The organism is Dactylococcopsis salina PCC 8305, from assembly GCF_000317615.1.
GTDB classification, from domain to species: domain Bacteria; phylum Cyanobacteriota; class Cyanobacteriia; order Cyanobacteriales; family Rubidibacteraceae; genus Halothece; species Halothece salina.
Genome location: NC_019780.1, coordinates 1 through 25,747 on the forward strand (window position 1 = coordinate 1; position 25,747 = coordinate 25,747).

27 protein-coding genes and 1 tRNA gene are annotated in these 25,747 nt (G+C 40.9%); 16 read left to right on the top strand and 12 right to left on the bottom strand.

What is annotated here, in order from left to right; translation table 11 throughout:
* The first annotated feature begins 19 nt into the window (after window positions 1-19).
* Window positions 20-1,378, top strand: a complete 1,359-nt coding sequence (gene dnaA, locus DACSA_RS00185; protein ID WP_015227838.1) for a chromosomal replication initiator protein DnaA — start codon at window positions 20-22, stop codon at window positions 1,376-1,378.
* On the opposite strand, the gene DACSA_RS00190 is transcribed toward dnaA, so the two are convergent.
* A complete protein-coding gene (locus tag DACSA_RS00190) occupies window positions 1,348-2,199 on the bottom strand; it encodes a glycosyltransferase (RefSeq protein WP_015227839.1) in 852 nt (283 codons plus the stop codon). The two genes, dnaA and DACSA_RS00190, sit on opposite strands and share 31 nt — an antisense overlap.
* A 395-nt stretch (window positions 2,200-2,594) precedes the next feature.
* Here DACSA_RS00190 and DACSA_RS00195 point away from each other — a divergent pair, with 395 nt between their 5' ends.
* Genes DACSA_RS00195 through DACSA_RS00205 form a run of 3 tightly spaced genes read left to right on the top strand, consistent with a single transcriptional unit; the run spans window position 2,595 to window position 4,017 of the window.
* Window positions 2,595-3,152: a sigma-70 family RNA polymerase sigma factor gene (locus tag DACSA_RS00195; protein ID WP_015227840.1), complete on the top strand. Its 558-nt coding sequence runs from the start codon at window positions 2,595-2,597 to the stop codon at window positions 3,150-3,152.
* Entirely contained in the window at window positions 3,149-3,499 is a 351-nt protein-coding gene (locus DACSA_RS00200) for a hypothetical protein (RefSeq protein WP_015227841.1), read from the top strand. The genes DACSA_RS00195 and DACSA_RS00200 overlap by 4 nt, the downstream gene beginning before the upstream one ends.
* Before the next feature lie 11 nt (window positions 3,500-3,510).
* On the top strand, window positions 3,511-4,017 hold the full coding sequence (locus DACSA_RS00205; protein ID WP_015227842.1) for a Spy/CpxP family protein refolding chaperone: 507 nt from the start codon (window positions 3,511-3,513) through the stop codon (window positions 4,015-4,017).
* A gap of 211 nt (window positions 4,018-4,228) precedes the next feature.
* Here DACSA_RS00205 and DACSA_RS00210 read toward each other — a convergent pair whose 3' ends face one another.
* The 4 genes from DACSA_RS00210 to gcvH form a co-directional block, all read right to left on the bottom strand.
* The gene (locus tag DACSA_RS00210; protein WP_015227843.1) at window positions 4,229-5,527 is read right to left on the bottom strand and encodes a type II restriction enzyme; all 1,299 of its coding nucleotides are present in this window, start codon (window positions 5,525-5,527) and stop codon (window positions 4,229-4,231) included.
* Window positions 5,508-6,419, bottom strand: a complete 912-nt coding sequence (locus DACSA_RS00215; RefSeq protein WP_015227844.1) for a DNA adenine methylase — start codon at window positions 6,417-6,419, stop codon at window positions 5,508-5,510. The genes DACSA_RS00210 and DACSA_RS00215 overlap by 20 nt, the downstream gene beginning before the upstream one ends.
* A gap of 818 nt (window positions 6,420-7,237) precedes the next feature.
* On the bottom strand, window positions 7,238-10,159 hold the full coding sequence (gcvP, locus tag DACSA_RS00225) for an aminomethyl-transferring glycine dehydrogenase (RefSeq protein ID WP_015227846.1): 2,922 nt from the start codon (window positions 10,157-10,159) through the stop codon (window positions 7,238-7,240).
* A 99-nt stretch (window positions 10,160-10,258) separates the two neighbouring features.
* Window positions 10,259-10,648, bottom strand: a complete 390-nt coding sequence (gene gcvH, locus DACSA_RS00230; RefSeq protein ID WP_015227847.1) for a glycine cleavage system protein GcvH — start codon at window positions 10,646-10,648, stop codon at window positions 10,259-10,261.
* Window positions 10,649-10,811: 163 nt separating this feature from the next.
* Here gcvH and DACSA_RS00235 point away from each other — a divergent pair, with 163 nt between their 5' ends.
* The 7 genes from DACSA_RS00235 (at window position 10,812) to DACSA_RS21850 (ending at window position 17,513) form a co-directional block, all read left to right on the top strand.
* Window positions 10,812-11,573 carry a YebC/PmpR family DNA-binding transcriptional regulator gene (locus DACSA_RS00235; protein ID WP_015227848.1) on the top strand — a complete coding sequence of 254 codons (762 nt, stop codon included), beginning with the start codon at window positions 10,812-10,814 and terminating at the stop codon, window positions 11,571-11,573.
* A 122-nt stretch (window positions 11,574-11,695) separates the two neighbouring features.
* On the top strand, window positions 11,696-12,841 hold the full coding sequence (locus DACSA_RS00240) for a DNA-methyltransferase (protein ID WP_015227849.1): 1,146 nt from the start codon (window positions 11,696-11,698) through the stop codon (window positions 12,839-12,841).
* Window positions 12,842-13,100: 259 nt separating this feature from the next.
* Window positions 13,101-14,360, top strand: a complete 1,260-nt coding sequence (tnpB, locus tag DACSA_RS00245) for an IS200/IS605 family element RNA-guided endonuclease TnpB (RefSeq protein ID WP_015227850.1) — start codon at window positions 13,101-13,103, stop codon at window positions 14,358-14,360.
* A 41-nt stretch (window positions 14,361-14,401) separates the two neighbouring features.
* Window positions 14,402-14,797 carry a cupin domain-containing protein gene (locus DACSA_RS00250; protein WP_015227851.1) on the top strand — a complete coding sequence of 132 codons (396 nt, stop codon included), beginning with the start codon at window positions 14,402-14,404 and terminating at the stop codon, window positions 14,795-14,797.
* A gap of 6 nt (window positions 14,798-14,803) precedes the next feature.
* Window positions 14,804-15,130, top strand: coding sequence for a HesB/IscA family protein (locus DACSA_RS00255; protein WP_015227852.1), 327 nt, complete (start codon window positions 14,804-14,806; stop codon window positions 15,128-15,130).
* 92 nt (window positions 15,131-15,222) lie between these two features.
* A complete protein-coding gene (locus DACSA_RS00260) occupies window positions 15,223-17,097 on the top strand; it encodes an AAA family ATPase (protein ID WP_015227853.1) in 1,875 nt (624 codons plus the stop codon).
* Between the two features lie 233 nt (window positions 17,098-17,330).
* Complete coding sequence (locus DACSA_RS21850) at window positions 17,331-17,513, top strand: hypothetical protein (RefSeq protein ID WP_041235227.1); 183 nt, start codon at window positions 17,331-17,333, stop codon at window positions 17,511-17,513.
* Between the two features lie 35 nt (window positions 17,514-17,548).
* Here the strand turns inward: DACSA_RS21850 and petA are convergent, their stop codons facing one another.
* Both petA and petC read right to left on the bottom strand, forming a co-directional pair.
* Window positions 17,549-18,535: a cytochrome f gene (gene petA / locus DACSA_RS00270; protein WP_015227854.1), complete on the bottom strand. Its 987-nt coding sequence runs from the start codon at window positions 18,533-18,535 to the stop codon at window positions 17,549-17,551.
* Window positions 18,536-18,596: 61 nt separating this feature from the next.
* On the bottom strand, window positions 18,597-19,139 hold the full coding sequence (gene petC, locus DACSA_RS00275) for a cytochrome b6-f complex iron-sulfur subunit (RefSeq protein WP_041235585.1): 543 nt from the start codon (window positions 19,137-19,139) through the stop codon (window positions 18,597-18,599).
* 381 nt (window positions 19,140-19,520) lie between these two features.
* Here petC and clpS point away from each other — a divergent pair, with 381 nt between their 5' ends.
* The 3 genes from clpS (at window position 19,521) to ggpS (ending at window position 21,918) form a co-directional block, all read left to right on the top strand.
* Complete coding sequence (gene clpS, locus DACSA_RS00280) at window positions 19,521-19,823, top strand: ATP-dependent Clp protease adapter ClpS (RefSeq protein ID WP_015227856.1); 303 nt, start codon at window positions 19,521-19,523, stop codon at window positions 19,821-19,823.
* A gap of 1 nt (window position 19,824) precedes the next feature.
* Window positions 19,825-20,115 (top strand): DUF2103 domain-containing protein, encoded by a 291-nt coding sequence (locus DACSA_RS00285; RefSeq protein ID WP_015227857.1) that lies wholly within the window; start codon window positions 19,825-19,827, stop codon window positions 20,113-20,115.
* A 303-nt stretch (window positions 20,116-20,418) separates the two neighbouring features.
* Window positions 20,419-21,918, top strand: coding sequence for a glucosylglycerol-phosphate synthase (gene ggpS, locus DACSA_RS00290; protein ID WP_015227858.1), 1,500 nt, complete (start codon window positions 20,419-20,421; stop codon window positions 21,916-21,918).
* 550 nt (window positions 21,919-22,468) lie between these two features.
* Here the strand turns inward: ggpS and DACSA_RS21150 are convergent.
* Together DACSA_RS21150 and DACSA_RS00295 are read right to left on the bottom strand one after the other, a co-directional pair.
* Entirely contained in the window at window positions 22,469-22,612 is a 144-nt protein-coding gene (locus DACSA_RS21150; RefSeq protein WP_198007602.1) for a hypothetical protein, read from the bottom strand.
* Window positions 22,613-22,617: 5 nt separating this feature from the next.
* Entirely contained in the window at window positions 22,618-23,532 is a 915-nt protein-coding gene (locus DACSA_RS00295) for a glycosyltransferase family 2 protein (protein ID WP_015227859.1), read from the bottom strand.
* A gap of 90 nt (window positions 23,533-23,622) precedes the next feature.
* Between DACSA_RS00295 and ilvC the strand changes: the two genes are divergently transcribed.
* Entirely contained in the window at window positions 23,623-24,615 is a 993-nt protein-coding gene (gene ilvC / locus DACSA_RS00300) for a ketol-acid reductoisomerase (RefSeq protein WP_015227860.1), read from the top strand.
* A 71-nt stretch (window positions 24,616-24,686) separates the two neighbouring features.
* On the opposite strand, the gene DACSA_RS00305 is transcribed toward ilvC, so the two are convergent.
* Window positions 24,687-25,094, bottom strand: a complete 408-nt coding sequence (locus tag DACSA_RS00305) for a putative toxin-antitoxin system toxin component, PIN family (RefSeq protein WP_015227861.1) — start codon at window positions 25,092-25,094, stop codon at window positions 24,687-24,689.
* The gene (locus DACSA_RS00310; RefSeq protein WP_015227862.1) at window positions 25,091-25,363 is read right to left on the bottom strand and encodes a hypothetical protein; all 273 of its coding nucleotides are present in this window, start codon (window positions 25,361-25,363) and stop codon (window positions 25,091-25,093) included. The genes DACSA_RS00305 and DACSA_RS00310 overlap by 4 nt, the downstream gene beginning before the upstream one ends.
* A 44-nt stretch (window positions 25,364-25,407) precedes the next feature.
* Here DACSA_RS00310 and DACSA_RS20060 point away from each other — a divergent pair, with 44 nt between their 5' ends.
* Window positions 25,408-25,548 (top strand): hypothetical protein, encoded by a 141-nt coding sequence (locus DACSA_RS20060; RefSeq protein ID WP_156800587.1) that lies wholly within the window; start codon window positions 25,408-25,410, stop codon window positions 25,546-25,548.
* A 125-nt stretch (window positions 25,549-25,673) separates the two neighbouring features.
* Here DACSA_RS20060 and DACSA_RS00315 read toward each other — a convergent pair.
* Window positions 25,674-25,747 (bottom strand) — tRNA-Met (locus tag DACSA_RS00315).

A 25,747-nucleotide genomic window follows, 5' to 3' on the forward strand; every position in this document is an offset into this window, starting at 1 on the left:
TTTTGATCTATAAGTAATAATGGATGATTTAGCACAGCAAATCTGGCGACAGATTCTTGAACAGTTAAAACCTCAATTGAGTCCGCCAACTTATAAGACTTGGTTAGAAACAGTAACACCGCAAAGTATTAATAATAACTGTTTAATCATTTGTGCGCCTAACCCTTTTTCCCGTAATTGGTTACAGAAATACTATTTATCTTTAATTACAAAAACGGCTCAAGAATTGACTAACTCTAGTTTAACCATTAAAGTGATTACCGCTTCTGTTGCTAACGCTAACGCCGAAGAAATTCCTTTAACTTGGTGGAAACAAAGCGAAGAGTATATTAATAATAGTTTATCAACCGATCGAGCGTTTGAAAATAGCCTTAGCCCTAAACATACCTTTTCCGATTTTGTCGTTGGCTCAAATAATCGGATGGCTCATGCTGCGTCTTTAGCAGTCGCTGAATATCCAGGAAGAGAATTTAATCCCCTTTTTATTTGTGGCGGTGTGGGATTAGGAAAGACTCATTTATTACAAGCGATCGGTCACTACCGTTTAGAATTATATCCCCAATCTCATGTTTTTTATGTTTCAACTGAACAGTTTACTAATGATTTAATTAACGCTATTCGGCGCGATCAAATGCAAACGTTTCGCGATCATTATCGCGCCGCCGATATTTTGCTGATTGATGATATCCAATTTATTGAAGGAAAAGAATACACTCAAGAAGAGTTTTTTCATACCTTTAATACCCTCTACGAAGCGGGAAAACAAGTGGTTTTAGCGTCCGATCGCCCTCCCAAACAAATCCCCAGTTGTTCAGAAAGACTTTCGTCTCGATTTGCTATGGGATTAATTGCGGATATTCAACCCCCTGATCTCGAAACAAGAATGGCAATTATCCAGAAAAAAGCAGAGTATGATCAGCTTCCTTTGTCTGCAAATATTGTCGAATATCTCGCGAGAAATTATCCTTCTAACATTCGAGAATTAGAAGGAGCTTTAACTCAAGTTGTTGCTCATTTATCTTTATCGGGATTACCATTAACTTTAGAAAATGTGGCTTCAGTTTTAAACCCAAGAACGGAAAAAGTTACCGCTTCTCCTGAGACCATATTAGAAATTGTTGCAGAATACTTTAACATTTCTAGAGAAGACTTAAAAGGGAGTTCCCGTCGGCGAGAAATTAGTTCAGCCCGTCAAATTGGAATGTATCTAATGCGCCAATATACTAACTTAAGCCTACCTAAAATTGGAGAAGTATTCGGGGGAAAAGACCATACTACCGTGATGTATAGTTGCGAAAAAATTTCCCAACACAGAGAACAAAATTCAGAACTCGATCAAACTTTACGTCAACTGAGCGATCGGGTGGTTTCTCGATGATTAACATTAGCGGTGAGGATTTTTTCATATTGTTCTGTAATGCGTTGCCAATTATGATTTTTCTCGACTAAATTACGAGCATTTTGAGAGAGTTTTTCTCGCAATTGTTTGTCTTTAAATAAACGCCCGATGGCGTAAATATATTCCTCTAAACGATTCGATCGCATCGCCGCTAGATTAACCGTTGCTCCATCCACTTTTAAGCCTTCTAACGCCCGATCATTGGCAACTAAAGGCACACCAACAGCCATCGCTTGTAAGGGAGAAAATTTAGAACAATAATTTTGTTCATAACGTCGGAGCAATGGTAAGTTTAATTGTTCCCGAATGCTCTTTTTAACAGCAGTTGAGCGATCGAGATACTTCTGACAAGTGCCGTAAATTGAACCATGAATATTAATAACTGTTCTCACTTGATTTTGCCATTCGGAACGAACATAAGTTTCATTGATACTGTGTTCACAGGTAATAACATCAAAGGCTTTTTCCCTAACCTTTTCATCAATCCATTGCTGCATTTCTGGGGAATAATAGGATAAAACGCTTTGTGGTGTTCCCGCTTTTAAGAGTTGTCCTAATCTTTTCGCTCGACTAACAATTCCTCGGCGAGTAGGTTCTTGATTTTGAGGAAAAATAACCAAATCTTCTATCCATTCCCGTAACGCTTCAATATGGGTATCTTTTGCCATTTGATAATGTTGGGCAACGAGGGTAATTTGATGAAGTTTGCTGAGATTTTTCATCAAATTAAATGTTCGTGTGGGAATCGAATGTGGCGTGTAAGGAGAGGGCAATATTGCCGAAATCATTAGAATTTTCATCGTTTTTCCCTCGATTTTAAAGACCTGTTTAATTCATTTTAGATTACAGTTTTCCGTAATTATACTATTGCTCTTTTGACGTTCGATCGCGCTTTTCCTTGACTTTAAATTGATCAGGAAGTTCCCAACATTAAACAAGAGCGAAATTACAGAAGAAATCATCGCCCCCTAGCCCCCAAGTCTGGGGGAACTCAGTTAAGAAATCATCCCCCCTAGCCCCCAAGTCTGGGGGAACTCAGTCAAGAAATCATCGCCCCCTAGCCCCCAAGTCTGGGGGAACTCAGTTAATCGGCTTCTCACCAATTCAGAACAGATTGCTGTGAGAACAGATTGAACCTTTTTCTCTCCCTTCTTGTCTAAACGGGTGCATCAATTGGTTTGGGGAGATAGAGTGTGTGTTAACCGAACAAGACACTAACATCACTGACAGCGAAATTATCAAACGTTGTCAAAACAACGATCGAGCCGCGTTTCGGCTTCTTTATCGGCGCTATCAAACACGAGTGCGTTCCACCCTTTATCAACTATGTGGCGAATCCATGTTAGACGATTTAGTGCAAGAAGTGTTTTTCCGAGCGTGGAAAGGGCTACCCAAACTGCGTCAACCGAAAACCTTCTCCACTTGGCTGTATCGTATTTGTTGGAATGTTGCTTGTGACCAGAGACGAGCATTTGCTCAATTACGAGAACAAAATCAAATTCTCTCTTGGCAAGATTTATCACTAAATAATCCTGATCTTAATCAGATGTACTACCAAGACCTAGTGCAACAAGGATTAAAAGCCCTTAATCTTGAACAACGAGCGGTGATTGTCCTTCACGACTTAGAAGACATCCCCCAAAAAGAAGTCGCCAAAATTCTCGACATTCCCACCGGAACCGTTAAATCCCGTTTGTTTCATGGTCGTAAGGCACTACGAGAATTTATAGAACAGCAAGGAGTAGTTTTATGAGTCACAATTCTGACGATCGTTTAGTTAACTTTATCCGTCAATATAACTCTTCGCCGCCACCGCCAAAAGTGGATTTAGAAGCCGAGATCATGGCGCACGTCGAAATTGAACCCCAAAGAGAAAAAGTCGTTGCTTTCCCTCAAGTTGCCTTTGGTGGCGTGATTGCAGCCAGTGTGTTACTGCTATTTACCAGCGTTCGGCTGTTACAACCCACTTTTTATTCTCCTCAACCCAGCGCAGAGTTAGAACACTTCCTCACAGAAAACTGGGAAGCAGTGACCACTCCTCCTCCCAGTGATACCAGTTGGCAAACGTTAACCACAGAAAAAACAAAATCATCTAATTAGAGGTAAAAATCATGTCTTTTCGTCGTATTTCACTTTTAACCGTTTTATTACTCTCTCTCAGCGCAACCAGCGCTTTTGCAGAAACTTATTCTGATGTTTCCTCTCCAGAAAAGTCTCAGTTAACTGCCCAACGTTTTGAAAGAGGAGGAAGACGAGGAAACCTGATGGAAGAACTCGATCTCACCGCAACGCAAAGAAATCAATTGCAAAGTATCCGCAGCGAATATCAACCGCGTTTAATGGAACAGAAAGAAGCGCTTTCTGATGCTTATGAAACCTTACGAGACCTGATGACTGATGATGCTTCTACCAGTGAAGTTCGTCGTCAACATCAACAAGTGCAAGCACTTCGTCAAGAAATGTCTGATTTGCGTTTTGAAAGTATGTTAGAAATGCGAGAAGTTTTAACCCCAGAACAACGAGAAGAGTTTGCCGAGTTAATGGAAGATCGTCGCGCGGGTCGTGGTCGCGGTCGCGGTCGTGGTCGCGGTTTTCGTGGCGGACGGTTTGATGATTAGCCCCCTATAATCCCCAATATTTGGGGCTTATGTCAGGTTCGCGCTCAAAAGTAGGTTGGGTAGAGACGTTCCATACTTCGACAAGCTCAGTAACAGGAACGTCTCCACGCGAAACCCAACACCAATTATAAGCAATTGTCTGAAACTGACATTAAAACAGAAAGAGTGATCAGTGATCCCCCCAACCCTCCTTACTAATATTAATAACTCGTTATGTAGATGTTAGTTCAAGAATCCACTTAATCCATTTTTCAACCGTTTGTGCGCGTCTAGATATAGTATTTTGATTTAGCCCCTCAACATGACCCCTCATTATTTCTATAATTCTTTCTCGCTTTGGTTTTTCACTACTATTTAGATATTCACATAGAATAAGATAAAAAACTTTATAAGATAGGATAGTTTTTACTAGCTCAAGATTTCTCCTTTTTGGGTCAAGCTCGATAATTTCTTTACCTCTAGGACTCAAGCTATAGTAAACACTACCATTATTTCGTAGTTTTTCAAATAGTCCGAGATATATTCCTGCTGAAATATAATAATCAGTTTGTCTGACATCAAAGGCATAATTTGTTGTAATTTCTTCCTTCCTTAGCGGACTTTCATTAACATACAACTTTTCTAAAAGGTCAATCACTCTAATGAAAGTATCAGCCTGGGGAAATGTTAAATCTTTATCATCTTTAAATCTCTGTATATTTTTAATAATTTCTCTAATATCCGACAACTCAATTTCATATTGTCCAATACAATATCTATGAACTGATTCTAGATGAATAGAATTATATCGACTGGAATCAAGGAACTTAAAGACATAAAACGTAAAAATATTATTAGAAACAGAAAGAAATATAGGCACTATTTCTTTATTGACTTTTAATTCCCATGCTCGATACGGATAATAAAGTTGCCTAACAATAAAATCATCAACAGATTGACACTTAGCCTCAATTATTGCAAACTTACTTTCTCCTTCAAATCCACCGTCAATTTCACACTGAGCATTTTCTACCCTAATTTGATTAGACCCACCAGTTTTAAGGTTATCAATTTTATAGTCAAAGATTCCTGTTGACATTCTGCCAAATACCGTAAAATAGGTTTCTTCTCCCAAAATTTCCTCTAGCATACCAGAAAGATGTGCACATAGAATTGCCGATGATTCGGAACTGATTAGATTGGGGACGATGGTTTTGATATGAGGAGGAAATTGCAGATATTTTACATCAAACGATGCTTTATTTTCAGGAATTGAAAAATAGCTAGAAAATGCTCCAATAACATATCTTCCTCTAGAATTAGGTTGTATAGAAAGATTATTGTCTTTGAAAATTTTCGGACGCTGAAACTGATGATCAAATTTGGTCATCAGACGTGCTTCGCGTTCCTGATTGATTCTTTCAGATGAAATCTGGAAGTAACCATATTTTTCTATGTTCTCTAATATCTTTTCCTCATGAAATAAAGTTTTCCAAGCCTGATCATTTTTTTTAAACAGATTTGCACTCATACTGATTATGAATTAATAACTCTCCAATTTTTCCTCGCTTTGAGCCAACAGCATTGATGGCACGTCCAGCTTTAACTTCTTCAATTTTATATCGGTAATCACCATACAGTTCACGAATAAAAGGGGTATCTGAATTACTAACTAAAACGTAACAACCTCGATCAGATAACTGATCGCAGACTAGCTTCAGTCGCTCCTGCTCTTTTTCGCCAAAACCATTGATATTATATCCTGTAAAAGAAGATGTGTTAGAAATCGGGTGATAGGGAGGATCAAAATAAATAAAATCCCCTTTTTTGGCAGATGTAACAGCGTTCTGAAAATCATCTTTACAAATTTCAACTGATTTTTGATTGAGAAATTTATTGACTGCCATTATTACACTTGAATCGGCAATAACAGGATTAGAATAGTCGCCATAGGGAACATTAAACTGTCCATGACTGTTAACACGAAAAAGCCCATTAAAACAGGTTTTGTTTAAGTAAATAATTCTAGCGGCTCTTTCTACTGATGATAGGTTTTTAAAACTAGAATCTCGATCTTTTTCACGGAGCTTATAATAATATTCTTTTGAATTATTTTCTTGATGTCTCTGACAAAGTTTTAATAATTCTTCGGGATTTTCTTTAATTACGTGGTAACAGTTAATTAACTCCCAATTTGTGTCATTAATGAGAGTTTTTCTAGGTTGAAGATAAAATAAAACTGCACCTGCTCCTACAAAAGGTTCATAGTATTTATTATAGTTTTTAGGAAGGTACTTTTTTATGGTAAGTATTAATTTTCTTTTTCCTCCAGCCCACTTTAAAAAAGGTTGAGCTAAAGGATTATAATAATTACTTTTTTTGATTCTGTTTGCTGTTGAATTCAAAATTACTTTGTCTTTCATTGCTCAAATTTTCAGGGAAGTGTTATTATATTATTTTACAATAAGTTTACGATCAAAGCTAGTCTATAGTTTAATCAATTTCAAGCTATAATTCTAATTGAATTAATAATGTTTCATAAACATAAAACCTCAATATAATAATGTGTAAATTATTGTAGAGGATGAGAGATTTTATCGAATCAATAGCTAACAATAAGTAATAAAGATGTCAATTTTATTAGCACGCAATATCTTTTCACTTGGCATAATCAAACTTGCTAGAGCAATTACTGAATTAACCATTAGTGAAGGTGATTCCAGAGATGAATCGGCTATAATTTCTCTAGCTTTCTTGGATATAATTTACTCTTCAGAGTTAATCATTCGATCAGTTATCCTAAAGACTGAACTAGAAAAAAAGGATACAGTCTCTGAGATTAGAAAAACTGAGCTAATTAATGGCTCTTCTAGACTCTGTTTTTTAGAGTTATATCAAGTTCGGGTAATTGCTTATAATGTGTGTTGGGTTTCGCTTCGCTTCACTAGGGCCTACTCTTTATCATCGATCGAGCGAACCTGATATTACCACAAGAATTAGAAAGAGTGTCCGGAAAATCAATTGCAAATAGCACAGCTTACAGTGAAGATTTGGGGAAACCCCCCTTTCCCTTAATAGAGGGGTTGACTTTTTGAAAATGGTATAATAATGGGCTCGAGTAATTGCTTATAATTGGTGTTGGGTTACGCGGTAGCTTCACCCAACCTACTTTTTATCTAGGCAAGAATAACCAATAACAAATTATTCATTAAAAAAGGTGGGCAATGCCCACCCTACAAGTTTACTCTTTATATGCTTCCATTCCCACACAGGAACAGACTAAATTGCGATCGCCGTAAGCGTTATCAATCCGCCCCACTGCGGGCCAGAATTTATAATCTCGCAACCATTGCGCTGGATACGCGGCTGTTTCACGGGAGTAGGAATGTTGCCAACCGTCCCCAATTAGCATTTCATGGGTATGAGGGGCATTTTTCAAGGGATTATCCTCAGCATCTACCTCCCCAGACTCGATCGCGCGAATTTCCTCTCGAATCGCAATCATCGCATCACAGAAGCGATCGAGTTCCTCTTTCGACTCACTTTCCGTCGGTTCAACCATCATGGTTCCCGCAACGGGCCAAGAAACCGTCGGCGCATGGAAACCAAAATCCATCAACCGCTTCGCAATATCATCAACCCCGATGTTGGCGCTTTTCTTCACCAAACGCAGGTCAATAATACACTCATGGGCGACCAATCCACTATTTCCCTTATACAACACGGGATAATGATCATCCAAACGATGGGCGATATAGTTGGCATTCAAAATCGCTACCTTACTCGCATGAGTCAGCCCTTTTGCACCCATCATGGCGATAAACATCCAAGAAATGGGTAAAATGCTAGGACTTCCCCAAGGCGCAGCGGAAACCGCACCGATCGCCTGTTCTCCCCCTGTTTCAATCACAGGATGACTGGGTAAAAACGGAACTAAATGTTCTCGCACACCGATCGGTCCCATCCCCGGACCACCGCCACCATGAGGGATACAGAAGGTTTTATGTAAGTTCAAATGACAGACATCTGCGCCGTAATCACCTGGACGACATAATCCTACTTGCGCGTTCATATTCGCCCCATCGAGATAAACCTGTCCACCGTGTTGGTGAATCGTCTCGCAAATCGTTTGAATCTCTGTTTCAAATACCCCATGAGTCGAGGGATAAGTCACCATTAAAGCCCCAAGATTATCACTATATTTCTCTGCTTTTGCCCGTAACTCATCAAGGTCAATGTCTCCTCGTTCATTACAGGTAATGGGGACAACTTTCATCCCACACATTACCGCACTTGCTGGGTTAGTTCCGTGTGCTGATTCTGGAATTAAACAGATATTACGATGACTTTCTCCTCGCGTTTCGTGATACTGACGAATCACTAGGAGTCCTGTATATTCTCCCTGCGCTCCCGCGTTCGGTTGGAGAGAAATATCAGCAAAGCCAGTAATTTCAGACAGCCATTGTCGCAACTGGGTAAATAAAGTTTGATACCCTTGGGTTTGTGCTGTCGGTGCGAAAGGATGGATTTTTCCAAACTCTGACCAGGTTACAGGATACATTTCCGCCGCCGCATTCAGCTTCATCGTACATGACCCAAGCGGAATCATGGATGTTGTCAAAGACAAATCTTTGCTTTGGAGATGATTTAGATAACGCACCAATTTCGTTTCCGAATGGTACTGGTTAAACACGGGTTCTGTCAGATAGTCACTGGTGCGAGTAAAGGCTTCTGGAAACTCAAAGGTTAATTCGGGGACTAATTCCTCTAAACGGAAGGGAAGTGTCTCTTTTCCTGAAAAAACCTGTAACAGCGTCACGATTTCTGCGACGGTTGTCGTTTCGTCTAAGCTAATTCCCACTGCGCCATCAGCATAACGCCGCAAATTAATGTTCTGAGCTTCTGCTGCGTTGAGAATCTGTTGTTGATGCTCTGTTTCCACCTTCAACGTATCAAAATACGGCTCAGAGGAAATCGTATAACCGATCCGTTTTAACCCTTCTGCGAGGGTGACAGTCATGCGATGGACTTTTTCGGCGATACGTTTAATCCCATCCGGTCCATGATAAACCGCATAAGTGGAAGCAATAACAGCGAGTAACACCTGCGCTGTGCAAATATTACTGGTGGCTCGATCGCGCCGAATGTGCTGCTCTCGTGTCTGTAACGCGAGGCGGAGCGCCGGCTTATCTTGAGTATCTTTGGAGACACCCACCAATCTTCCTGGCAGTTGGCGTTTATACTTCTCTTTCGTTGCAAAATAGGCAGCATGAGGTCCACCATACCCTAACGGTACCCCAAACCGTTGGGTAGAGCCAACCGCGATATCTGCTCCCCATTCTCCAGGCGGCGTTAATAACGCTAAACTTAGGGGATCAGCCGCCACTGTCACCAATGCTTTTTGTTCGTGGACTTTTTCCACAAACCCTCGATAATCACAGATTTTGCCTTCTGTGGTCGGATATTGCAGTAACGCACCAAAAATTGGTGTACTGAAATCAAACTGTTGATGATCCCCAACGATAATCTCAACACCGAGGGGTTTCGCTCGGGTTTGCAAAAGCTCGATCGTCTGTGGGTGGCAGTTTTGGGAGACGAAAAACGCATTCGCTTTATTTTTAGCCACTCCCAAACTCATGCTCATCGCTTCAGCAGCTGCGGTTGCTTCATCCAACAGAGAAGAATTTGAGATTTCCAACCCTGTTAAATCACTAATCATGGTTTGAAAATTGAGCAACGCTTCTAAACGCCCTTGAGCAATTTCTGGCTGATAAGGCGTGTAAGCAGTGTACCAACCTGGATTTTCGAGGATATTCCGTTGAATTGCTGCCGGAGTGATACAGTCATAGTATCCCATGCCAATCAGAGAACGAAATACCTGATTTTGGGACGCGATCGATTTCAGTTGTTTTAACGCCTCATGTTCGCTTTTCGTTTCGGGAAGATTTAACCCTTTTTGGAAACGAATCGAACTGGGAACGGTCTCATCAATCAGCGCATCAAGAGAAGAAACTCCTAACTCTTTCAACATCTGATCAATTTCATTAGGGGTGGGATCAACGTGACGGTTCACAAATTGATCATCTAACCCTAACACCTCATCCACTGGGGAACGAGATTTTTTTGTTGTCGTTTGTTTTGTTTTTGAATCTAAACTAACCATAGAAAATGGGTGTATTTACTACACTAAAAAACTTAGCGAGTCCTCCTGTATCAATTTGTAACAAATTTGGCGAGAGAAATGAATTCTTCTCCCCTGTTCTTATTCTCCCTCTACTTTTGCCCGATATTCATCTGCCGAAAGCGCCTCATTTGCTTCATCGGGGTTACTGAGTTTGATTTTTAGCAACCAGCCAGCCCCATAAGGGTCCTCTACAATCGTTTCTGGGGCATCAACTACCGTGCTATTCTGTTCGATAACTGTTCCTGAAACTGGCGCATACATATCTTCTACTGCTTTCACCGATTCCACTGTGCCAAAAGTTTCGCCCTTTTCTAGGGTGTCATCCACATCGGGAAGTTCTACAAAGACAATATCACCCAACTGATCCACCGCAAACGCACTAATTCCAATCGTTGCGGTTTCTCCTTCTACACGAACATATTCATGGGAATCAAGGTATTTCAAATCGCTAGGATATTCGAGAGCCATAGCCTTTCCTTACTACAATAGACATTAACAGTAGGGAGTTATCATAACCCTACCCTGCTTAGTTTACAACGTCATTGACCTGAACATTTAAAAATTGGTTTATCGTCCGTGACTCGTGATTCAAAGAACAAATAACGAATAACGAATAACAAATAACAAAAATATGGCTGGACATAGTAAGTGGGCAAATATTAAGCGACAAAAAGCACGAGTTGATGCGAAAAAAGGGAAAACATTTACACAACTTTCTCGCGCAATTATTGTCGCCGCACGCAATGGCGGACCCGATCCCGAAGCGAATTTTCAATTGAGAACTGCGATCGAAAAAGCCAAAGCTGCCAGTATTCCCAATGATAATATTGACCGCGCGATCGCAAAAGGAGCGGGAACTTATGATAGTGATGAAGCACAATTAGAGTCCATTCGTTACGAAGGTTATGGACCGGGTGGAGTTGCCGTTTTAATTGAAGCACTAACAGATAATCGGAATCGTACCGCCGCTGATTTACGATCGGCATTTTCTAAAAATGGCGGCAATTTAGGAGAAACGGGTTGCGTTAGTTGGATGTTTGAACAAAAAGGAGTGGTAATTTTAGAAGGAGAAATTAATGAAGAAGAATTGTTAGAAATTTCTGCTGATGCGGGTGCCGAAAGTTATGAAATGAATGATGATCCAGGTGCGGAAGTGTTTACAGAAGCGACTGATTTAGAACAGTTGAATCGCACTTTAATCGAGGCTAGATTCCCTGTAAAAGAAGCAGAATTACGCTGGCTTGCTAATAATTATGTGGAAGTGACTGATCCTGATCAAGCGCGATCGTTGCTGAAATTAATGGATGCTTTAGAAAGTCTTGATGATGTGCAAAATGTCACCGCTAATTTCGAGATGGCGGAGGAATTAATGTTTGAAAGTAGTCGATCTTAATTTAGTTCGCTTAATCAATAATAAAAAGTAGGTTGGGTGTAGCCAAGCGAAACCCAACACCGATTATAAGCAATTACTGAACCTAATATTAGGGGGCATTATAATTAATCATTTCTATCAAAATGAAAGAACAATATTTAATCAAAACAGTAAAAGAAGCGAAAGCAATCAGTAACGAATTTCTAAAAACCATTGAACTGGAAAATGTAATTACTTATGGCTTACCTGAAATTGACGATCGTTACCATATTTGGCGAGTGCCACTTAAAAGTAATGAGAAAACGATCGGCGAAATTGTAATTGATGCCAAGACCAGTTTAATTAATGAACAAAAAACCACATCTAAAGAAGTTTTAGAAGAAAGAATGGGAGGTCGAAAATCAGAAATTAAAGCTAAAAAAAACAAGTCCAATTTACCAAAAATTTCTCCGCTCTGTAATACTGTAGGGATGGGTGATTCAGAAGAACTTTTGCAAGAGACTCCATCCGAATCAGTGGATTTAGTTTTTACCTCACCGCCCTATTTTAACGCCAGACCCGAATATGCTGATTATATTGAGTATGAAGAATATCTTCTAAAGATGAAAAAAATCATACATCAATGTTACCGAGTCTTAAATGAAGGTCGTTTTTTTGTAATTAATATTGCTCCCGTTTTAATGAGAAGAGCAAGCCGAAATGAATCCTCAAAAAGAATTGCAGTTCCCTTTGATTTTCATCGTCTATTTATGGAAGAAGACTTTGAATTTATTGATGATATTATCTGGCAAAAACCAGAAGGAGCAGGTTGGGCGACAGGAAGAGGGCGACGGTTTGCCGCCGATAGAAACCCCCTACAATATAAACCCGTTCCTGTGACAGAATATGTTTTAGTTTATCGTAAAAAAACGCCCAGACTCATTGATTGGAATATTCGTAAACATCCCGATGAAGACTTAGTTAAACAATCAAAAATAGAAGGAGAATATGAAGTTACAAATATCTGGGAAATTCATCCTGCTCATTCTAAAAAGCATCCAGCAATTTTTCCAGAGGAACTGGCAACAAAAGTGATTAAGTATTATAGTTTTATTAATGATGTGGTTTTAGACCCCTTTGCAGGAATTGGAACCACCGCAAAAGCAGCTTATAAAAATCAGAGACGATTTGTTATGTATGAACTAAATCAGGAATACATAGATAGTTTTAAATCGGACTTATCAAGTTGGTTTGTAGATGATTACGAAAGCATTAATTGGATGAACCCTGTAATGTTTGCGTCGGGTTAATTAAATCGGTGTTGGGTTACATTTCATTTCGCCTAACCTACAGTTTGCTGTTGCATTAAGATAAAATTGCCTTAGATATAAGTTTAAGGAACATCCTCGCTAATTCGGAACGTCTGGAAGCATCAGCGAGAAAATTTAACTGAGTGTGAGCGAGAAGTCCCCAATTGAGCGCGAAGCGAATTGGGGTGAAGCGCGAACTTAGAACACAAACCAGTAAATTTGTGCTAAAATTTATTTATCATCAAAAGTTTTATTGACCATGTTGAGAGCGACCAAAGTTAGAATCTATCCTACAAAAGAGCAAGAACAGCACTTAGCCAAGAGCTTTGGGTGTTATCGCTTTTTGTGGAATTACTCGCTCAACTTGACTAATGAAACTTATAAAGCAACGGGAAAAGGTCTAAACCGATTCGCTATTCAGAAAGAGATTAAAAAACTGAAACAAGAATACGAATGGCTTAAAGAACCTTATTCCCAATGCTTACAGTTAGTGGCTCTCAACCTGTCTCGTGCTTTTATCAACTTTTTTGAAGGACGAGCTTCTTTCCCTAACTTCAAGGCTAAACATCGTAAACAATCAATCACTTATCCTCAAAATGTTTCTTTAGTTGATAATGGTCTAAAGTTCCCAAAAATGGGAGTTGTTTACGTCAAAATTCATAAAGAAATTGAAGGAACAATTAAAAGTGTTACAGTGTCTCTAAATTGTCAGGGTCATTATTATGCTTCAATTTTGACGGAAGACGGGAAAGAGATTCCTGAACAATCTGGTGAAGGGAAAGCTATTGGTATTGACCTAGGAATCAATCATTTTGCGATTACCAGTGATGGTTCTAAATTCGAGAATCCAAAGTGGTTGAATAAACACGAGAAAAACCTTAAAGCCAAACAAAAACGTTTATCTAGAAGACAGAAAGGCTCTAGCAATCGGAACAAGACTCGGAAACAAGTCGCTAGAGTTCATAAAAAGATTGCTGATTGTCGGTTAGATTTTCATCACAAGCTATCACGCAGGATAGTCTCCGAAAACCAAGTTATTTGTGTCGAGAATCTAGCAGTCAAAAACATGGTCAAAAATCACAACCTAGCTAAAGCAATTAGTCAGGTAGGTTGGGGTCAATTTTGTACGATGTTGAAATACAAAGCGGAATGGGAAGGAAAAGTGTATCAAGAAATTGACCGTTTCTTCCCTAGCTCTAAGACTTGTCATGTATGTCTAAATCAAGTAAGAAGCCTGACCCTTGATGTAAGGAATTGGCAGTGTGAAAAATGTCAAACTAACCACGATAGAGACATAAACGCTGCCAAGAATATAAAAGATGAAGGACTGCGAATTTTGCGAGTGCGTAATTCTGGGGTTTCCCCAGAATGTAAGACGCACTCAAGACAGACCTCTGGAACGGGGGTTACCGCCTCTCGCCTAGATGTTAGTCGAGATAGTAGAGGTCGTAAGACTTCTACTGTGTCGCATTCTATTGGGGAGGAAGCGCAAAGCTCAGTCGAAGACGGCTTTGCGTAGTTCACGCCTAAGTTGTAACGTAATCATCTATTCGTAAAACCATGTCTAACAACGAAACTCTTACTTTTCCATCCTCAATTCAGTTTTCCTCCGCTACTGAAACCGAATCTCGTCCCTGGGGATCATTTAGTACCTTAGAAGAGGGAATTGGGTACAAAATCAAACGCATTGAAGTTAAACCAGGACATCGGCTGAGTTTACAAATGCACCATCATCGTAGCGAACATTGGATTGTTGTTTCTGGGACAGCTAAGGTTGTTTGTGGAGAGAAAGAAGAGATTTTAACCTCGAATCAATCCACTTATGTTCCTCAGTGTACCGCTCATCGTCTGGAAAATCCTGGGGTGATTAATTTGGTGTTGATTGAAGTGCAAAACGGAGAATATCTAGGCGAAGATGATATCATTCGGTTTCAGGATGATTACGCTCGTCAATAAAGGATAATGATTCAAATTAGTGCAGCAGCCCAACAAGAGATTAAACGGATTCAGAGAACCCGTCAAAAATCGGATAGCTATCTTCGTCTCGGTGTGGAAGAAGGTGGCTGTTCTGGGCTTTACTATACTTTAAACTGGGAAGAAGAGATCAAAAGCACCGATCGAGTTTATCCCCAAACCGATTTCTCTATAATCATTGATGAGAAAAGTCTTCCCTATCTCCACCAACTCGCCTTAGACTATACCGAAGACTTGATGGGAGGTGGCTTTCGTTTCAAGAATCCTCAAGCGATTAATCCCTGTAGTTGCGGGCTTTCCTTTGCCATCGGTTAACGAATTAACATTACCACTGACAACTGTGGCGTTTATAATTGGGGCAGTTCAATTAATTGAACTGCAATCATTGGATCGTCTTCTCATCAATTATGACTAATCATCCTATTCCTTCTCAACCTCAATCACCGCAAACAGGTAACAGAGTAGAAACGACGGTGGCTGCGACGACTTGGCAGAAAATTTCTAAACTATTCGGTTGGCAGTTTTGGACGGCGGTAGTGATGGTGAGTTTCAGCGCCACTGGTTATGTCGCAACTTCTACGTTATTAAGCCTCAATACTCCTGAAGGGTGTGAATCAGTCTATTGGCCCCTCGCTTCGGGTTCAAGACGATTATACTGCGCTCAGGTGGAAGCAAAGGAAGGGGATACGGATAGTTATCTCGCTGCCATTAATTTAGTCTCAGACTTACCCAAAGATCATCCCTTGCGTCAGGAAATTAATAAAAATATTAAGGTATGGTCGGAGCAAGTCTTAGTTTTAGGAGAAAGACAGTTTCAAGCGGGAAATTTAGAAGCTGCCATGGCAATTGCGAAAAAGATTCCTTCGGGAGTGGCAGCAAAAGCAGTGGTTGATGAGAAAGTCAAGCGTTGGCGTGAGATTTGGCAACAAGGAGAAGCGATCGAGCAAGATGTGGAGGCGCAATTAAATCAAGCCGCCTGGAATCAAGCGTTTAAGGAAGCAGGAAGATTAGTTGATCTGGAAAATGACTATCTGGCCAACCGCCGTTATACCGAGTTAATGGCGAAAATACAAGAAGCAAAAGTAGAAGGGGCGGTTTTAGATGAAGCGCGTGATGCGTTCGATCGAGGCGGTGTGGAAGATTTGTTAACCGCGATCGAAAAAGCAGAATCCATTGAAGAAAGTAGTTACTCCTACCGAGCCGCACAAAATCTAATTACAAAGGTAGGAGAAACCCTAATGAGGAAAGCTCAAGAAAACTTAGACCAAAGAAAATGGAATACAGTTTTAGATATAGCGCAAGCAATTCCAGAGAGCTTAAACTTACAAGCAGAAGTGCGCGATCTTAGAGCGATTTCTCTAGCAGGGTTACAAGCGCAACAAGGAACAGTCTCAGGGTTACAAGAAGCGATTTCCCAAGCGCAACAATTAGAAGAAGAACGTCCTCTTTATTCTAAAGCACAGGCTCTCATCGATCGGTGGGATCAGGAAATTGAGGATGTAAAAGTAATTACAGCAGCCAAACAATACGCAAACGGCGGGAGAATTTCTGACTTGAGAGCGGGAATGGTAAAAGCAGAAGAAGTGCCAAGGGGAAATCCTCGTTATCAGGAAGCAAGACAGTTAATTAGCCAGTGGAATCGCAGAATCCAAATCATTGAGGATCGCCCGATTATCAACCGCGCTGTGAATCTAGCAAGAGGGAGCAGCATTCGCTCCTATCAAGCGGCGATCGCGATCGCCAGTGAAATCTCCTCTAACCGCGCTCTTTATCGAGAAGCACAAAGAAAAATTGCCAGTTGGCAAAATCAAATCGAACGCATTGAAGATAGACCAATTTTATCAGAAGCGAGTAACTTAGCGAGTCAAGGTCGCTTAGAAAGCGCGATCGAAACCGCACAACAAATTAGTTCTAACCGCGCTCTTTATCGAGAAGCACAAAACAATATTCGTCGTTGGCGTAGTGAACTCAATGCTAGAAATAGCATTCAAGAAGCCTCAAACCTCGCCGAAGCTGGAACTTTAGAAGCTCTTAGCCAAGCCATTCAAACCATCACCCCAGCCCAAAATTCCAGTAACTACAGTTACCGCGCCGAACGTTTAGTCAACCGTTGGAGTAAGCAAATTTACGCGATCGCCCTCCGACAAGCCGATCAAAACGACTTACAAACCGCCATCAACATCGCTCAACGGATTCCCTCTCAAAGCAGCGTTTATAGAGAAGTGAGAGCAAAAATCAGAAATTGGCAACAAGAGTTAACCGTCAACCTCGAAGAAGAATAAACCGTTATTCGTTATTCGTTATTTGTTATTTGTTATTCGTTATTCGTTATCCTTCGACAGAGAAGTAGGTTGGGTGAAGAGAAGCGAAACCCAACATCAGAGAAGTAGGTTGGGTGGAGATAAGCGAAACCCAACATCAGAGAAGTAGGTTGGGTGGAGATAAGCGAAACCCAACATCAGAGAAGTAGGTTGGGTGGAGAGAAGCGAAACCCAACATCAGAGAAGTAGGTTGGGTGGAGAGAAGCGAAACCCAACATAAATTAGTCATTGGTCATTGGTCATTGGTCATTGGAAAACAAAGAACAAAGGACAAAAAAGTAGATTGGGTAGAGACGTTCCATGGCACGTCTCCACGCGAAATCCAACATAAGCGGATGTTTATTCTCATCAACGACAAAAAAAAAGACAGGCTCTAAGCCTGCCTCATCCTAACTTGCTGTTTCGGAAAAACTTAGAAATTCATTTCCACAGCTTGAACTTTCTCCACCTGTTTCTTCTTCAGCACTAAAAGCACTTGTGCGAGCATAATCGCCCCTAAAAATGCCATTAAGCCTTTAATTCGGGCTGGACTTTGTAAGACAATCTCGCTGTCTTCTTGTCCAAAACCGCCAACATTAGGATTAGTCGTTAACGCATCACCCTTTCCGACTTCATCACCTTCAGACACAATCAACTCAGGACCGGGGGGAATACTCTCAACAATACTCTCTCCCTCACTGGTGGCAATGGTGACATCATAACCAAAGCCGTTATCAACAACTTGAGTAACTGTTCCCGCTTTTTTAGCATTATAAACCGTGTTGTTGCTCTTATTACCAGCAGGATAAACCTGTCCCCGTCCTCGGTTAGCACCTAAATAAACGGGATATTTTCCGAAATAAAGATCACGATTTTGATTGGGGTCTGGGGATAAAACAGGGAAAGTGATTTCTTGATATTCGTTTCCAGGTAAAGGACCGACTAAAACCACATTTTCTAACCCTTCCCGATAGGGTTGGAAGAAGACATCTCCCACTTCTTCTTTCATTTCCTCAGTCATCCGTTCGGGAGGAGCAATTTTAAAGCCTTCGGGAAGCATTAAAACCGCACCCACATTGAGATCGCCTTTCGAGCCATCTCCTAATACCTGTTGCGTGTCAGTTTCGTAAGGAATGTGAACCACCGCCTTAAACACACTATCAGGAGCAACGGAAAGAGGAAGTTCCACCTCCGCTTCTTTTTCCGCTAAATGACAGTTAGCGCAAACAATGCGACCTGTTGCCTCACGAGGGCTGTCAGGAGCCGTTTCTTGCGCCCAGAAAGGGTAAGCAGCGGCACTTTGGGGAAACAAAGCATCACTGGCGAAAAAGACAGTTAGGGTGGCAAAAACGATACAAAGTAGCGACGTGAGAAGACTCTTGGTTTTCTGCGTAAACGCTTGCCAAAAAGAGTTGTTCATGGGTTATTTTTCTTGCTTTATTTATGCTCTACTTGCAAATTATTTATTAAAAGAGGATGATTTAAACCCACCAGGGTTCTTCGTTGGTGCGGAAGTCTGTGTCTTTCCAGGGAGTGAAGACAATGTTACCGTCTTCGTTAACATCAGAATTAACCAACGCTAGGGATAAAGGAGCCGGACCGCGAACCACTTTTCCTTCGGCGTTGTACTGTGAGCCGTGACAAGGACAAATGAATTTTCCTTCACTGGCATTCCAAGGCACAACACAGCCGAGGTGGGTGCAAACTGCGTTTAAGCCATAGCTGGCGATTTCTTCGTCTTCAGTGACGATAACGTAGGTGGGATCGCCTTTTAGTCCTTGCGCCAGAGCGCGATCGCCGGCGGGATGCTTCCCTAAAAACTCACTGGCAAGAATATCATTTCCTAATTCATCTTTGGCAGTGACTCCCGCTCCTGCGCCACTAGAAGAAGGAGGAATGAAATAACGAACCACTGGATATAACGCACCGAGGGCGACTCCGGTAATGCTACCGAAGGTTAAGAGGTTCATAAACTGTCTTCGCCCCATGCCTGGGGCTTCTTGTTGCTGTTGTGAAATGGTCATGTTTTGGTGTTTCTCTCTCCCAGAGTTAAGATTAATCGCTTTTTCGGTAGTCATCAACGGACTATAGCAGTCCTATTTCTTATGTAAAAAGTTGATTCATCGAAGCCCCCAGAATTGGGGGTTTGGGGGCAAAAACAATTTACAATTCATTTAGTAGGATGGCTATCTCCTTTTCTGTTGCGTTAAAAATCGCAACATCGCCTTAAACATTGTAAACTACCTCTATCGGTATAATTTAACAAATCTAATCTCTTTCTGGGGAAAGAAGTCTCAACGGCGCAATGTTACCTTGGGTATGCAGCTTTGGTTTTTGGTTAAACGAGATTCGATCGATATCATAAGGGTAAGAATTTTTAATTTTCTCAAAAGAAACGGTTGGTTATGATACAAGCGACAGCTTCCCCGATACAAGCTCCCGAAAAAACAAAAGAGACAGTTCGCACGGGCTACCCGAATTATAAGGTGATTGTTCTCAATGATGAGGTGAATACCTTTCAGCACGTGGCGAATTGTTTGATGAAGTACATTCCAGGGATGACGAGCGATCGCGCTTGGAGTCTCACCGAACAAGTCCACAATGAAGGACAAGCCATTGTTTGGGTTGGCCCCCAAGAAGCGGCGGAACTCTATCATCAACAGTTACGACGAGAAGGCTTGACAATGGCTCCTTTGGAGAAAGCGTAACATGGGAGATTCTTCGCAGGGACGATTAGTTTGGAATCATTCCACCCATATTGAGGGGTTGATTCCGGTTTTAGAGCGGCTGATTACTCACCAGGGGATTTATACCGTTACTCCTGGGGTGATTAGTCGCGCTCGTAGTAATTGTCAAAAGTTAAAGTTAAGGGTATCCGTTCCCATTCGCGGGGGCTATAAAGCGATCGCTCGTCAGGGAAAAAGTGTGCAAGAAGTTTTTATTATTACTGATCTCAGTCAAGAAAATTTAAAGAGCGCGATCGAGGCTTGCTTTCGATAATTAGCTATATCAGGTTCGCTCAATCAATGATAAAAAGTAGGTTGGGTAGAGACGTTCCATGGAACGTCTCCACGCGAAACCCAACACCAATTATAAACAATTACCCGAACCTGATATTACTCAAACAAGTTTACCAAGCAGATAAAGACAGACAGAAGAAAAAACTTCTTTCGTTAGATTGGTGAGAAACTGATTACTCTATGTTAAAGTAACGCAATTCGAGAGCAAAAATAAAATACTCTAGATCAGCCTAGAGATGTAAAATTAAACATCTCTGCTACTGCTTAAATTGGAGGTTAAATTATGAAATCTTCTTTAGTAATTCTTTATCATCGCCAACCTTATGATGAGGTGATGGACGAGGATGGCGTTATTCATTACAAGGCGAAACAAAGCCCAAATGGAATTGTTCCCACCTTAAAAAGTTTTTTTTCTAATGTTAATCAAGGAACTTGGGTAGCTTGGAAAGAGGTCAAGTCTAAAGATAATGCTGAGTTTAAATCTCATATTCCTGCAGAAGAAATCGAAGATGGCGCCAACTACAATGTCCGTCGCATTGCTTTAACCCCAGACCAAGTTAAAGACTTCTATCACATTACTTCTAAAGAGGCATTTTGGCCCATCCTGCACTCTTTCCCTTATCATTTTACTTACGAAACTTCTAACTGGGAAAACTTCCGAGAGGTTAATCGTTTGTTCGCAGAAGCGGCTTGCGAAGAGGCTGCGGATGATGCTTTAATTTGGGTTCACGATTACAATCTTTGGCTCGTTCCTGAATATATCCGCAAGATTAAACCGAATGCAAAAATTGCTTTTTTCCATCATACGCCGTTTCCTTCGGTGGATGTTTTTAATATCTTGCCTTGGCGAGAAGAAATTGTTGATAGTCTTCTCTGTTGTGATATTGTCGGTTTCCACATCCCCCGTTACTCACAAAATTTTGTAAATGTCGCTCGCAGTTTACGTTCAGTGGAAGTGGTAAAAAATACCGTTGTTCCTGAACATATTACTCCTGTGGGAACGGCTTTGGCGGAACCAGAAATGACGACACAGTTACGCTGGCGCGATCGAATCGTTAATATAGATGCGTTTCCAGTGGGAACAAATCCCCAACAAATTTTAGAGACTTTACGAAATCCAGAAACCAAGGAACGTTATGAGGCGATTTTAGAACGTCTTCAAGGACGCAAGTTAATCATGTCTGCCGGACGAGTGGATTATGTGAAGGGAGTACGGGAGATGTTAGAAGCCTATGGTCGCTTGTTAGAACGTCGTCCAGAGTTACAAGGGAAGGTTAATATGATGGTGACTTGTGTTTCTCCCGCCAGTGGAATGCGGGTTTATGAAGAAGCCCAAAATCTCATTGAACAGTTGGTTGGGGAAATTAATGGGCGTTTTGCGACGTTTGATTGGATTCCAATTATGTTATTTACTCAGCCGATTCCTTTTGATGATTTGATTTGTTACTATCGCGCTGCGGATGTGTGTTGGACGACTCCTTTACGAGATGGCTTAAATCTGGTGGCAAAAGAATATGTGGTCGCGCGGGAAGGAAAAGGCGGAACGTTGATTCTATCGGAGTTTGTTGGGGCTGCGGTGGAGTTACCACAAGCGATTTTAACCAATCCTTATTCGATGGATCGGATGGATGACGCGATCGATCAGGCTTTAGATATGCCACAAGCGGAACAAGAACAACGGATGGAGAAGATGTATAAGACGGTTACTGATTATGATGTGGCTTATTGGGGCGATCGGTTATTCGAGAAGTTCCAAGAAATCCAAAAATTAGGTAAAGCCTAAGCCGTAGGTTGGGTGAAGGGAAGCGAAACCCAACAACAATACAACAATATATGAGAGATAAAAATTAGAGACGTTCCTGGAAACGTCTCTATAACTGATCAGTGATTCAATTTCAGATTAATCAACTGGATTATTCACCAGTGAATAAACTTTTAACTTTGTCAACGATGTTTTCGCCATTTTCTTTAGCTTCGGAAGCGGCTTGATCCGCTGCTTCTTCCATCGCCGCTAAAGGAGTGGATTCGGGAAGTGCGATCGCATCAGCAGTAAATACTGATCAGCTAGGGAATGCAATCACTCCGACACAGCAAATTTCGATCGCGATCTTTTGAATAGTTTTTAGCATCATTTTTATTTTGTCCTCACACAAATTGGGGGAATTATTTAAAATTTTCCTGCCTTTAATTCTATTCATTTTATTGAAAAAGTCAAGTCTTTTTTATCAATATAAATTAACTTCCAATCCGATTCTATTTTGTTTTCTTACTCTCCGTGAAAAATCCCTCTTTTAGTCTTGACTCGATCATTGTTTTCAACTATGATAATATGTTTATTTTAGATGAGATTGGTGTTGGGCTTCGCGTAGAGACGTTCCATGGAACGTCTCTACCCAACCTACATACTGATTGATGTTGGGTTTCGTAAACTTCACCCAACCTACATACTGATTGATGTTGGGTTTCGTAAACTCCACCCAACCTACGGCTTAGAAAGGGGGATTTTGCCAGAGACGGCTTGAACGTTGTACCAGTTTAAGAAAATGCGAGCAATTTCTAGCGCTAGTTGTGGTTTTCCCTGATTGATTAACCATTGTAAAAGAGGACTCATGGTTTTTTCGTTTAAACGTCCTCCTCCCGATAAGATTCCCCACAAAAGACGATGGAAAATTGTCATTTGAATCATCATTTTTACTTCCCAAGTGGGATGTTTTTCGTAGAAGACAACGCCCATTTTTCCTCGATCGATCTCCTGTTGAATTAAACGCGGCAATTGTTCTAAACTAAAGGGCGGATGCCAATGATAACCCACCGCATCGGGACATTTAATCAGTTTTAAGCCTAACTTTTTCAACCGAACCCCTAACTCTAAATCTTCCCAACCATACAGTTGAAATTGCGGATCAAATAAACCCGCTTTTTCTAACCATTGGCGGTGAATCGCAACGTTACCTGTGGCAAAATAGGCGGCGGAAAAGTCGGTTAGTTTATAAGGTTCGGCGGTGGGATTTTCAAAGTTAGAGGTATTAATGACTCGTCCATAAGTAAAGGCGCGATCGATGCTAGAGTTTAAAGCATGAGCATGAGCTTGTAAAAAAGTTTCAGTGACAACTAAATCACTATCAATAAACACAATTATCTCCCCGTTTGCCTTTTCTACCCCTAAATTTCTCGCGGTTGCGGGTCCTTGATGATCTTGTTGAAACCAGCGCAGATGGGGAAAAGCCTTTTGTTTTAACCAAGAAATGGTCTCATCGGTTGAACCATCATCGACAATAATAATTTCGTAATCACTAATCAGATTAGAGTCAGTAATCACTTGGTTTTCTAGTGCTTGGATACACTTTTCTAAAATGGGTTTCCGATTATAGGTGGGAATAACAATACTAAACAGCATCTTTGATGATCAATGATTAATGGCTTGTACTCGATCGCGCTTATAGGATAGGATAAAGGACTTACAACAAACGTGAGAGAGACTTGTATTATGGCGCGGATGTACTATGACGAGGATGCAAACTTAGACCTTTTAATGAATAAAACCGTTGCAATCATCGGTTTTGGTTCTCAAGGTCATGCTCATGCTCTAAACTTAAAAGATAGCGGTGTTAATGTCATTGTTGGCTTATATGAAGGAAGCAAATCAACCGCCAAAGCAGAAGCTGCGGGTTTAACGGTGAAATCAGTTGCCGAAGCTGCCAAAGCGGCTGATCTGATTATGATTTTACTCCCTGATGAGGTACAAAAAACAGTTTACAAAGCAGAAATTGAACCTCATTTAAGCCCTGGAAAAGTTTTAGCGTTTGCCCATGGCTTTAATATTCATTTTGGACAAGTTGTTCCCCCAGCGGGCGTTGACGTGGTAATGATTGCGCCGAAAGGTCCAGGACATTTAGTGAGACGAACTTATGAACAAGGAGAAGGCGTTCCCTGTTTGTTTGCTGTGTTCCAAGATGAAACAGGAGAAGGACGATCGCGCGCCATGGCTTATGCTAAAGGGATCGGTGGCACTCGTGCGGGTATCCTCGAAACCAGTTTCCGAGAAGAAACTGAAACCGACTTATTTGGCGAACAAGCGGTGCTTTGCGGTGGACTCAGTGCTTTAATTAAAACGGGTTTTGAAACCTTAGTGGAAGCGGGATATCAACCAGAACTCGCTTATTTTGAATGTCTCCACGAAGTCAAATTAATTGTTGATTTGGTGGTGGAAGGGGGACTCGCCAATATGCGTGATAGTATTTCTAATACTGCCGAATATGGAGATTATAGTCGCGGTTCTCGCATCGTTAATGAAGAAACCCGTGCTGAGATGAGAAAAGTTTTATCTGAAATTCAATCGGGAGAATTTGCACGAGAATTTGTTTTAGAAAATCAATCCGGAAAATCAGTTTTAAGTTCTACTCGTCGTCGGGAAGCAGAACATCCCATTGAAGAAGTTGGGAAAGATTTACGGGCGATGTTTAGCTGGTTGAAAAAGTAAAACCGTTGCTTTTTTTATGGGGTGAACGGCGTTTCGCCCCTGCAACGTTTTTTGATCAAAAGAAGAGCCTACTACTTATCTTCTATTAATTCGAGAAACTGAGATACAGTAACAACTTGAGTAACACCTAAATCTAGTATTTCTTCAAAATCCCGATCGCCTGTCACTAAATAATCGGCATTAGACGCGATCGCGCAAACTAAAAATTTAGCATCTTTTCGATCTCTAGGAAAGTCAACAGTTATAGAAACATCAATCAGTTTTACTGCTAAATCAATCATCTCTAACCACTCCTGTTTTGTGGTTGCTGGTAACTTCAATTTAGGACGATTTAATACCTCTTTATATTCTTGGATAATGACATCTGAGGCAATCCATACAAATCTGGAACTAGCAATCACTAGGGAGATCGCGCTTTTAGGTTTACCTCCTTTTAAGGCTGCGGAGATGAGAATATTTGTATCAAAAATAATTTTCATTCACCTCTCCGATAAGCCTCAATTTCTGCTTGTATTTCTTCCTCAGTAATAGAATTATCTGCAAGCAGAGCTTGAGTTTTATCACATAATCTCTCAAATCTTTCCGCTAAAGCCTTTCTTTCTTCATCTGTTTTTTGAGTTTGAAACTCTCCATTATCTTTTCCAGACTGTTCTAACTTCTCTACGAATGATAAGACAGCATTTAGTTCGACTTCAGAAAGTGTGTTAATCTTTTCAATTAAGCGATTTTTAGTTGTATTTGTACTCATTTTTTCACTTCCATTAATTCCAACAATTATCAAACGTAGGTTGGGTGGAGGGAAACGAAACCCAACACCAATATTCGTTATTCGTTATTCGTTATTCGTTATTCGTTATTTGTTCACTGATTACTGATCACTGGGAGACGTTCCATGGAACGTCTCTACATTGGTCACTGATTAGTGATCACTGATCACTGTTCACTGCAATGGGTGGAAAGAAACGAAACCCAACACAAATTACTTATTAGGATGCGAGACCCTTTTTTAAGTTTCATTCCAAAAGCAAAACCCCTCGCGTGGAGGGGTTTTGGGTTTATAGCGGGAGGCGGATTTGAACCACCGACCTTCGGGTTATGAGCCCGACGAGCTACCAGACTGCTCTATCCCGCG

Bases quoted from the DNA above. Each gene is read 5' to 3' on its own strand.
- dnaA (WP_015227838.1), top strand. From the start codon at position 20: ATGGATGATTTAGCACAGCAAATCTGGCGACAGATTCTTGAACAGTTA.
- DACSA_RS00190 (WP_015227839.1), bottom strand. From the start codon at position 2,199: ATGAAAATTCTAATGATTTCGGCAATATTGCCCTCTCCTTACACGCCA.
- DACSA_RS00200 (WP_015227841.1), top strand. From the start codon at position 3,149: ATGAGTCACAATTCTGACGATCGTTTAGTTAACTTTATCCGTCAATAT.
- DACSA_RS00205 (WP_015227842.1), top strand. From the start codon at position 3,511: ATGTCTTTTCGTCGTATTTCACTTTTAACCGTTTTATTACTCTCTCTC.
- DACSA_RS00210 (WP_015227843.1), bottom strand. From the start codon at position 5,527: ATGAGTGCAAATCTGTTTAAAAAAAATGATCAGGCTTGGAAAACTTTA.
- DACSA_RS00215 (WP_015227844.1), bottom strand. From the start codon at position 6,419: ATGAAAGACAAAGTAATTTTGAATTCAACAGCAAACAGAATCAAAAAA.
- gcvP (WP_015227846.1), bottom strand. From the start codon at position 10,159: ATGGTTAGTTTAGATTCAAAAACAAAACAAACGACAACAAAAAAATCT.
- gcvH (WP_015227847.1), bottom strand. From the start codon at position 10,648: ATGGCTCTCGAATATCCTAGCGATTTGAAATACCTTGATTCCCATGAA.
- DACSA_RS00235 (WP_015227848.1), top strand. From the start codon at position 10,812: ATGGCTGGACATAGTAAGTGGGCAAATATTAAGCGACAAAAAGCACGA.
- DACSA_RS00240 (WP_015227849.1), top strand. From the start codon at position 11,696: ATGAAAGAACAATATTTAATCAAAACAGTAAAAGAAGCGAAAGCAATC.
- tnpB (WP_015227850.1), top strand. From the start codon at position 13,101: ATGTTGAGAGCGACCAAAGTTAGAATCTATCCTACAAAAGAGCAAGAA.
- DACSA_RS00250 (WP_015227851.1), top strand. From the start codon at position 14,402: ATGTCTAACAACGAAACTCTTACTTTTCCATCCTCAATTCAGTTTTCC.
- DACSA_RS00255 (WP_015227852.1), top strand. From the start codon at position 14,804: ATGATTCAAATTAGTGCAGCAGCCCAACAAGAGATTAAACGGATTCAG.
- DACSA_RS00260 (WP_015227853.1), top strand. From the start codon at position 15,223: ATGACTAATCATCCTATTCCTTCTCAACCTCAATCACCGCAAACAGGT.
- petA (WP_015227854.1), bottom strand. From the start codon at position 18,535: ATGAACAACTCTTTTTGGCAAGCGTTTACGCAGAAAACCAAGAGTCTT.
- petC (WP_041235585.1), bottom strand. From the start codon at position 19,139: ATGACCATTTCACAACAGCAACAAGAAGCCCCAGGCATGGGGCGAAGA.
- clpS (WP_015227856.1), top strand. From the start codon at position 19,521: ATGATACAAGCGACAGCTTCCCCGATACAAGCTCCCGAAAAAACAAAA.
- DACSA_RS00285 (WP_015227857.1), top strand. From the start codon at position 19,825: ATGGGAGATTCTTCGCAGGGACGATTAGTTTGGAATCATTCCACCCAT.
- ggpS (WP_015227858.1), top strand. From the start codon at position 20,419: ATGAAATCTTCTTTAGTAATTCTTTATCATCGCCAACCTTATGATGAG.
- DACSA_RS00295 (WP_015227859.1), bottom strand. From the start codon at position 23,532: ATGCTGTTTAGTATTGTTATTCCCACCTATAATCGGAAACCCATTTTA.
- ilvC (WP_015227860.1), top strand. From the start codon at position 23,623: ATGGCGCGGATGTACTATGACGAGGATGCAAACTTAGACCTTTTAATG.
- DACSA_RS00305 (WP_015227861.1), bottom strand. From the start codon at position 25,094: ATGAAAATTATTTTTGATACAAATATTCTCATCTCCGCAGCCTTAAAA.
- DACSA_RS00310 (WP_015227862.1), bottom strand. From the start codon at position 25,363: ATGAGTACAAATACAACTAAAAATCGCTTAATTGAAAAGATTAACACA.